This window comes from Enterococcus sp. RTP21361st1_A6_RTP21361_211029 (assembly GCF_040910045.1).
GTDB lineage: Bacteria > Bacillota > Bacilli > Lactobacillales > Enterococcaceae > Enterococcus_D > Enterococcus_D gallinarum.
In genome coordinates, this window is record NZ_JBDGBK010000116.1 from 1 (window position 1) to 8,435 (window position 8,435).

General features: G+C 41.6%; 8 protein-coding genes and 1 tRNA gene. 1 reads left to right on the plus strand and 8 read right to left on the minus strand.

Annotation, left to right across the window (positions count from 1 at the left end; translation table 11 throughout):
* Window positions 1–94: 94 nt before the first annotated feature.
* The 8 genes from AB5Z52_RS14995 to AB5Z52_RS15030 form a co-directional block, all read right to left on the minus strand.
* Window positions 95–901, minus strand: a complete 807-nt coding sequence (locus AB5Z52_RS14995) for an MBL fold metallo-hydrolase (protein ID WP_003127437.1) — start codon at window positions 899–901, stop codon at window positions 95–97.
* A gap of 53 nt (window positions 902–954) precedes the next feature.
* Complete coding sequence (locus tag AB5Z52_RS15000; protein ID WP_137264478.1) at window positions 955–1,809, minus strand: two-component system regulatory protein YycI; 855 nt, start codon at window positions 1,807–1,809, stop codon at window positions 955–957.
* Window positions 1,810–3,114 carry a YycH family regulatory protein gene (locus tag AB5Z52_RS15005; RefSeq protein WP_368243933.1) on the minus strand — a complete coding sequence of 435 codons (1,305 nt, stop codon included), beginning with the start codon at window positions 3,112–3,114 and terminating at the stop codon, window positions 1,810–1,812.
* The gene (gene walK, locus AB5Z52_RS15010) at window positions 3,111–4,952 is read right to left on the minus strand and encodes a cell wall metabolism sensor histidine kinase WalK (protein ID WP_368243929.1); all 1,842 of its coding nucleotides are present in this window, start codon (window positions 4,950–4,952) and stop codon (window positions 3,111–3,113) included. The genes AB5Z52_RS15005 and walK overlap by 4 nt, the downstream gene beginning before the upstream one ends.
* A gap of 3 nt (window positions 4,953–4,955) precedes the next feature.
* A complete protein-coding gene (gene yycF / locus AB5Z52_RS15015; RefSeq protein ID WP_005471699.1) occupies window positions 4,956–5,660 on the minus strand; it encodes a response regulator YycF in 705 nt (234 codons plus the stop codon).
* A 156-nt stretch (window positions 5,661–5,816) separates the two neighbouring features.
* The gene (locus AB5Z52_RS15020) at window positions 5,817–6,104 is read right to left on the minus strand and encodes a DUF1905 domain-containing protein (RefSeq protein ID WP_003127432.1); all 288 of its coding nucleotides are present in this window, start codon (window positions 6,102–6,104) and stop codon (window positions 5,817–5,819) included.
* A 358-nt stretch (window positions 6,105–6,462) separates the two neighbouring features.
* Window positions 6,463–7,332, minus strand: coding sequence for a DegV family protein (locus AB5Z52_RS15025; protein WP_003127431.1), 870 nt, complete (start codon window positions 7,330–7,332; stop codon window positions 6,463–6,465).
* A complete protein-coding gene (locus AB5Z52_RS15030) occupies window positions 7,325–7,891 on the minus strand; it encodes a DUF1836 domain-containing protein (protein WP_005471696.1) in 567 nt (188 codons plus the stop codon). The genes AB5Z52_RS15025 and AB5Z52_RS15030 overlap by 8 nt, the downstream gene beginning before the upstream one ends.
* Before the next feature lie 283 nt (window positions 7,892–8,174).
* Between AB5Z52_RS15030 and AB5Z52_RS15035 the strand changes: the two genes are divergently transcribed.
* Window positions 8,175–8,247: transfer RNA gene (locus AB5Z52_RS15035), tRNA-Lys, on the plus strand.
* The last annotated feature ends 188 nt before the right edge of the window (window positions 8,248–8,435 follow it).

The window sequence follows — 8,435 nt, forward strand, 5'->3', positions numbered from 1 at the left end:
AGCCAGAATGAGGTTCATTCTGACCCAGATTTGATTTTGTACAACCCATCAGTCCTTATTGACAAAGAGCCAAAAAAACGCTCGCCACTCATCCTCAAATACTGAATAACTCAGTCGCTTTATCGGGATCCGTATCATAAACCTCAAAGGCCTCACCGACACCTAAGTCATGTTCTTTCATCGTATTGACCATAGTTAGGTGGGCTAACTCTTTTAGGTTGTTTTCTTTACTCAAATGCCCGAGATAAACTCGCTTCGTGTTATCCGTCAATATATCTGCCATGACTAGTGCCCCATCTTCATTGGATAGATGTCCTCGATCACCAAGAATGCGCTGTTTGAGACTCCAAGGATAAGGACCCATCCGCAGCATTTCTAAATCATGGTTGCTTTCGACAAGATACGCATCGGCCCCTTTGATGATCCCCCGAACATGATCGCTGCAATAACCTGTGTCGGTCAACATCACAAAAGATTTGCCATCTTTATGGAACCGATAGAACTGTGGTGCTGCGGCATCATGGGAAACGCCAAAACTTTCGATGTCCATATCCCCCATCGTCAAAACTTTACCCATTTCAAAAACATGTTTTTGTTCAACCGCAATATTGCCTACCATATTATCCATTGCTTGCCATGTTTTTGTGTTTGCGTAGACATCCAACTTGTATTTGCGCGCCAAGACCCCTACACCGTGGATATGGTCGCGATGCTCATGGGTGACCAAAATAGCATCTAGATCCTCTGGCTTGCGTCCAACTTCATCCAATAATGAAGTGATCTTTTTGCCGCTCAGTCCTGCGTCCACTAGGATTCGTTTTTTGTTGCTCTCGATATATAACGAATTTCCTGAACTTCCGCTAGCTAAAATGCTTACTTGAAAGGCACTTTCCTTCATCATTGTTTCTGTCTTCCTCTCTCTTACTTTCAACGAGTTCCATTATACCTATTTTTCTATGGATTTTCTACTTTTTGTACTGCATTGTTTGTAATGATTCGATTACTAAAGGCATTGACAGTTTCGATCTGAATATTTACATCCGCATCTGCTTTGACAGCAACGAACCAAGCCGGAATGTAGACATTCCGATCACCAACAATCAAAATCCTTGTGTAAGCCAGCTCTGTCCATAATATCTTAGAATGACTAGGCAACTTATTATTCAAATAAAGCGTGTTGACGGCTTCTTTCTCTGAATAGAGAGTCATTTTCTCCCGCAGCGGGGTGATATTGGAAATGTGGGTCTGAGTATACTTAGCGATCTGCAACAGTTTATCTGACGATGCTAAAGTCATATCGATCCGACTTGAGCTATCATTGAAGGGAATAGTTTCATAGGATTGGCTAGCAACAATGGTTGGATATTCTTGATCCAACAGCGACAAGTTTTTCCTATAATGGTATTCATCTCCATAAAGTACCTGGTCTTTACGCTGCAGGTATTCATTGACCGTCTTTTCTGCCTGAGTATCATCACTAATGTAGAAACCACCCGAGGAAATATGAGTCAACTGTTGTCCTTTTACTGTAGTTGCTTCAGTTAATCGTTTCTCCCCTTGCGCTTCTCTTAAAGCGGCTGCCAAATCGGTTTGTTCACCGCTTAAATAGTACCCGCTCAAATACTCGTCAGAAAGTTCTCCTGAATATTTAATGTCTTCTGAGGCTAGTCGCTGTTCAATCGGGATCGTCTGATTTGACTGCAAAACGTTCTGCTGTTCACTGCGAGCTTCACTGTAAATGTTGAACAAAAAGACATTCAACCCCAAAAACGCTAGAAAAAAAATCCATTCGATTCGCTTGAAATCCAATCAAACTCCCCCCGTTTCTGTCAATTTAGCCATTAATTCCTGATAATTGAACCAGTTATTCTCATACTTTACATACCAAGTTGGTGTCAAATCGACGACAGAAGCCCCTTTGATGTCGCCCCATTGATAGCCAACAATAATCTGCTGCAGCTGATCCGTCTCTGCCCCTGCAGAAAGCAAGTCACTGCGAACGGTTAAGCTTGAAGGCAGCTCCACCTCGGTCTCAGAAGGAATCGGCACTTGGATCGCATTTAAACTAGATTCGATTGCCATCTCTCGATTCCCTAATTGCCCACTGTTAGAAAAAGTTACTTTCATCAATCCCTGAGCACCACTGCTGAAGACTGGATACCCTTCTACAAAAATACGATAATCTAGTTGATTGCTCAACCGATCAAAAAAGCGTATCGTTCCGAAATTGTTGCCCAAACGACGAATATAGTCCGCACTTTGCATAAACAGATCCGTTTCATCACTTTCTGAAACAGTGGTTTCAAATTTGACTACTTGATCATCATGCAAAACCGCCATATTCTGTCCACCTTCATAATAATAAGTATCTACACTATCATCATTGACTTTGACATCTTTTGGCGAAGTAAAAAATGCTTCTCGAAAGAGATTCGCCGATTGCAAAGAGGAAACATAGCTGTATTTTTTCAGCTTGATCGTGTCCTGTGTATAGAACTGATTGCTTTTTCCTGATTCTTCCTGGCGCATCGCTGTCCATTCTCTTGGATTATCTTTCAAAATGCGATTCACATCATTTTTATCCCAGTCAATCTTGCCTTCAATGATCCGTGATTCTTCCAAATTCACAAACTGGATTTTATTCTCTTTCAAATCGATTTGAATATGGGAGAAAGCCATTTTGTTGGCTTCGTTGTCACCTAATGCCAATTCAACATCAAAGGTCTCCGCGTAATCATTTAGTAAGAACGGCGTGTAATACGCCAACATCACTCCCTCATCCAATGTTGCTGCCTCTGAAAAAGACTTGGAATCATAATTTTGTACCGTCAGATCATTGACTTGAGCATCCGAGAGCAGTCCCTGAACGTCACGAATCAACGTTTCAGAATTGGTTTCCTTGACTTCATCTTGGTGGATCCAGGTTAAATACAATGGCAAAAATAAATCACTTTTTTGTTTGTAGGTCTGAATACTCGTATTGACTGTATCTGTAGCTTGTTCGACTGAACGATCGTAACCGGTGGGATTCAGCCAAATCATGTAGGAAAAGTAAAAGCTTAGGGCAACCATAACGATCAGACCTAAACGAATCATTTTTTCTGAGACTTTCATTCCCACCAATCCTCCTCATACGGTTCATATGGCAACATGATATAAAATGTTGAACCGCGGTTTTCTCGGCTTTCTGCCCAAATGGCTCCCCCATGAGATTTGATCACTTCGCGGGAAATGGCTAATCCTAAACCAGTACCACCTTGTTGCCGGGCGCGGGCTTTATCAACACGGTAAAAGCGGTCAAAGATTTTGGTAAGATCCTTTTTAGTGATGCCTAGGCCTTGATCATTGATACTCAAAACGATATTGTTATGGGTTTCCATCAATTTGACTGTGATCACACCGCCATCAGGTGAGTATTTGATAGCATTGTTCATAATATTGTCGATCACTTGAATCATCTTATCCGTATCGACTTCGACCCAAAGTTCACGTTTGGTGAATTCACGACGAATCACATATTTTTTGTTCTCATTCGTCACCATCATATCAAATCGATCCAACACAAAGCTGACCAACTCATTGAAATTGATGTATTCCAATTGCAGTTGCGCATTGCCGCTGTCCATTCGTGAAAGACTCAGTAGGTCATTGATCATTCGAATCATCCGATCCGTTTCATCTAATGTCACTTTCAAGAAGTTCGGTGCGATTTCTGGATCTTGCCAAGCCCCTTCGCTCAATGCTTCAATATAGCTGCGCATACTGGTCAAAGGTGTTCGCAATTCGTGAGACACATTGGATACAAACTCTCGCCGCTCTTGTTCATTTTTCTCTTGTTCTGTAACATCATGCATCACCGCTACTAAACCAGAAATAAATCCAGACTCACGGCGAATCATTGAAAAGTCGATTCGTAAAATCAAATTCGTTCCAACGATGTCGTTGTTCGGCCGTTCGATCAGCATTTCATCAGGACTTTCTAGCAGTTTACGCAAGGTGTATTCTTCATCGATTTGGAGCAGAGTCAGAATCGATTGACCGACTGCTTCTTCAGAAGTAACATTCAATAACGACATCGCCATCTCATTGATTGTAATGACTTTCCCACGGCGGTCAGTCGCTACGACGCCATCGGTCATGTGGGAGAGGACACTATCTAGTCGATTTCGTTCCGACTCCATTGCTTCTTGTGTTTCTTCGATACGTTCTCCTAGTTGATTGAATGTTTCAGCCAGCTGTCCCAGTTCGTCTTGGCCATGAACTGCTACTTTGCGGCTATAATCCCCTTTGGCAATCCGAATGGCTTGTTCCCGCATTTCCCCAATCGGCTGAGTGATGGATCGGGAAACAAGTAGGGCAACAACAATTGAGATCGCTGCAGCAATTAAAGAAGCCGTCACAAAAATCACGGCAGTATCACTGACTTCACTGTATTTCTGTTCCAGATTGCTTCGCAGGTACAATGTACCTAAAACCGTATCCCCTGTAGGCGACTGGATCGATTGGACAATGTTGTAGACCCGCTGTCCTGTCGATTCGTCATACAACACTTCACTACGGTTCGTATCATAATCTCGGTAATCGTTTTTTTCACCCACTGAACCTCGATCATTGATATTGGTGGTTGCCCGAATGATTCCTTGTTCATCTACGACCCGCATCTCTAAAATCTCAGAAGAGTTGGTACTGGAAAGGATCCGGTTCAAAGAAGAATTCATTGCATCCCAATCGAGGCTGTCTTCGGCGTCCATTCGACTAAGTTCTGAACCTAGAGTAACGACCAACGTGCTAGCTCTTGCCTCCATGTCGCGCTTAAAGGCATCGATCGTTGTTTTCTCTAATTCGCGAATAAAATACGCCCCGATAATCTGGATCGAAATCAATAAGATCAAGATAAAAGTCAGGGCGATTTTGAAGTTCACTGATCGAAAAAAGCGAACCTTATTTTTCATAGCTTATTCCTGTTCAGGGTTCCGCAAGTAATAGCCGACTCCGCGACGAGTGACCAAATAATTCGGATGACTTGGGCTATCTTCGATTTTTTCCCGTAAACGGCGAACGGTAACGTCGACGGTCCGCACATCACCAAAATAATCATATCCCCAGACGGTTTGCAGCAAATGTTCCCGTGTCATGACTTGACCTAAATGTTTCGCTAGATAGTGCATTAGTTCAAATTCACGATGGGTCAATTCGATTGCTTCGCCATTTTTAGTTACCATGTACGCATCTGGATGGATCGTCAAATCACCGATCGTCAATTCTGCATTCGGTGCTTCTTCTGCTTCTTTCGCCGAAGCAGAACCGCGACGTAAATTAGCTTTGACACGAGCTACTAATTCACGGTTGGAGAAGGGCTTAGTCACGTAATCATCGGCACCCAATTCCAGTCCTAACACTTTGTCGATCTCAGAATCTTTGGCGGTAACCATAATAATCGGCATATCGTGATTTTTTCGAACTTCACGTGCCACTTCTAATCCATCCATTTTCGGCAGCATCAAATCTAATAAAATCAGATCCGGTTCAACTTCTGCCACTTTTTCTAATGCTTCTTCACCATCATAAGCTGTATATACTTCGTAGCCTTCTTTTGTCAAATTGAATTTGACGATGTCCGAGATCGGTTTTTCATCGTCCACGACTAGGATCTTTTTCAAAAAATGTCACCTCATTTTTTATTCTTTCCTACTTATTATACATGATTTAGGATGTGTTTTCATCTTTCCTCAAATCTTAGCCTTGATCTATGCTTATTCTTAAGAAAATTTTGTATCGATGTTCTTTCTTTTTCATACTCATGATTGCTAACTTATTCATTCCGTAATAGGTTTCACAACAACTTTTACAGTATCGCCAATGTCTTTTTTGATCTGTTTGCGAATCTCTTTCTTGATTCCTAAAATATAACAAATACTTCCGTCTTGATTTTTCAACCCCATATTGACGATACTTCCTTGATAGTCAACGCCATCAAATGTTGCCTGAACTTTCAGCCGCCCTTTATTCCATTCAGCCCGCAAATCGTAAGGAAAAATCACGTATGCTCCACCTTTACCAATCTCAGAAGAATAAATGGTTGATTCAAAAACATATTCTTTCATTGTCACTCACTCCTTTTTCATAAACAATTCAAGATACTGCCTTAAGTAATCCGGATAGCATAAAGCTCCATCTGTAAGCATCCGTCTCCTTGGAGAACTGTTGCTTTGTTCTATGAAATCATTATACTGCTTGTTTTGTTCAACGAAAATAACTTAGGAGTAAATAGGAGCAAAAGAGCGCAAAAGAGCGCCAACCCTTCATGTCACTGACCATTGCGGCATCTCTAGAGAAACAGGTTTCTTTTCACTCATCGGCACAAAAAAAGGTATGAAAGTTGAAAAGACAACTTTCATACCTTTTAACATTCATTAATGAATGATTGTGAGCGGCTCTTAGAAAACGATCACAGTCACTCGATCAAATCCCCGTTTCGTCTAACAGCTGCACTCCGACGCCTAATAATCCAGGCCCTGTATGCACAACCAGTGCCGGTGAAATCTGTCCAAAGAAAATTTCTTTCACTTGAGGAAATTCTTGTTCAAGACGAGTTTTCATTTCTTTAGCTTCTGCCAACGCATCCCCCTGGGCCACGGCTAGGCGAAATTGTTTGTGATTTCCAATGTACTGTTTCACCAGTTCAACGGTCTTGTCCAAACTCTTTTTACGTCCTCGTGATTTCGCTACTGTGTAATAAATCCCTTCGTCATTACAAGAAATGATTGGATTCAATTTCAAGGCATTTCCGAGAATTGAAGCAACCAAACCAATTCGGCCGCCTTTTTGCAAGTACTCCAATGTCGCTACATTGAAAAAGACCTTATTTCGGACAACTTCTTGTAGCAGCTGTTCTTTGAGCTCTTGCCATGTGACTCCCTCATTCAGCAACTCAGCAGCTCTGATCGCTTGTAATCCAGCACCAATCCCGATATTTTTCGTATCTAAAACAAAAATATCCAAGTCATTCCGTTGTTCTCCCATCAAGCGAACAACATTATAAGTACCGCTCAACCCACTAGAGATGGTGACTGCCAGAACTTGTTCATAGCCATCGGCTTTGATCCGATCAAATATCTTGTTGATGGTTTCGCCATCGGGCAATGACGTACTAGGAATTTCTTGCGGCAATCGTTGATAGATCTCTTCCGCTGTAATATCCACTTTATCCGTATACGTCCGATCCTTGTATATGATCTGCAATGGCAACATATACATACCATATTGTGACATAATTTCTGCCGGGACATCGGTTCCCGAGTCGACAAGCAGGGCAATTTTCTCTTTATTCATGGGATTCTCCTTTGTGCGTTTCCAAGTAATTTACTTCTAGTTCAATCGTTTTTTCTGCCAATAATTTATTTGCAAACGAACGGGTCGCCCCTTTGATCGCGATCAGTTCTACTGGAATCGGATCGGTAGACACCGCTTCTTTTGACCCTGCTGCCTCTTGGCAGACTGTCCAAATGGCTTTTTCCTGTTCTTCACAAAATAAATTGTACGCATTTCGTATCCCGACTACTTTTCCTTGAAACAATATTCCCGTCTTGATTTCTGGGATTGTCAACACTTGCTTCAACATCGTAATGGCAATCAAAAATGCCAAATGTTTTTGGTTATACCGTTTTTTCTCTGGGGGTGGGATCATCCCTTTTTTGACGTAATTATTGACCATTGATGATGTCAGCAGTGAATGTTTTTCCGACTGGATTACCGGCGACAAGTACTGATCGATCAACGTAATGACTTGATCCATGTACAGTTCCAAAGTTGGCAGCTCTTCCCACCGCGGCAAATGAAAGGAATTCAGCGACTCGCTCCAATCAAATAAATCTGAACGTAATTTTTCCATAATCTTCTCCATCTTAAATAGCAGAATATTGGTTTATCAAAAACTTTTTATCTAGTTTTGATAACTAGATAAATTTTACCATATACTGGTATTGGATTGTAGTCCTCTGCTCAAAATTTAGGAAAACAAAAGAATTTGATTTTTGAAGGGTATAAGTATTACGGAGTATGTACTCTATGGGTAGTCTTCTTTTGAAACGAAAGATAAAAAAACGGATTTTTTTTTAACAGAACGATTGATTTTTAAAAGTCGGAGTGCTAAGATAATAAAGTAATTTTGATACGGGCCGTTAGCTCAGTTGGTAGAGCAGCTGACTCTTAATCAGCGGGTCGCGGGTTCGAGCCCCTCACGGCCCATTGGGTGCCAAACCCACGCCACATATGGTTTCTTGGCTACTTCGGTAGTTTAGAAAAGAAACCTTGATGTGGCTTTTTTTATGCTGTGGGTATACTTTTTGGGTATATAAATTGGCTCTTTGTCAATAAGGACTGATGGGTTGTACAAAATCAAATCTGGGTCAGAATGAACCTCATTCTGGCTCAGA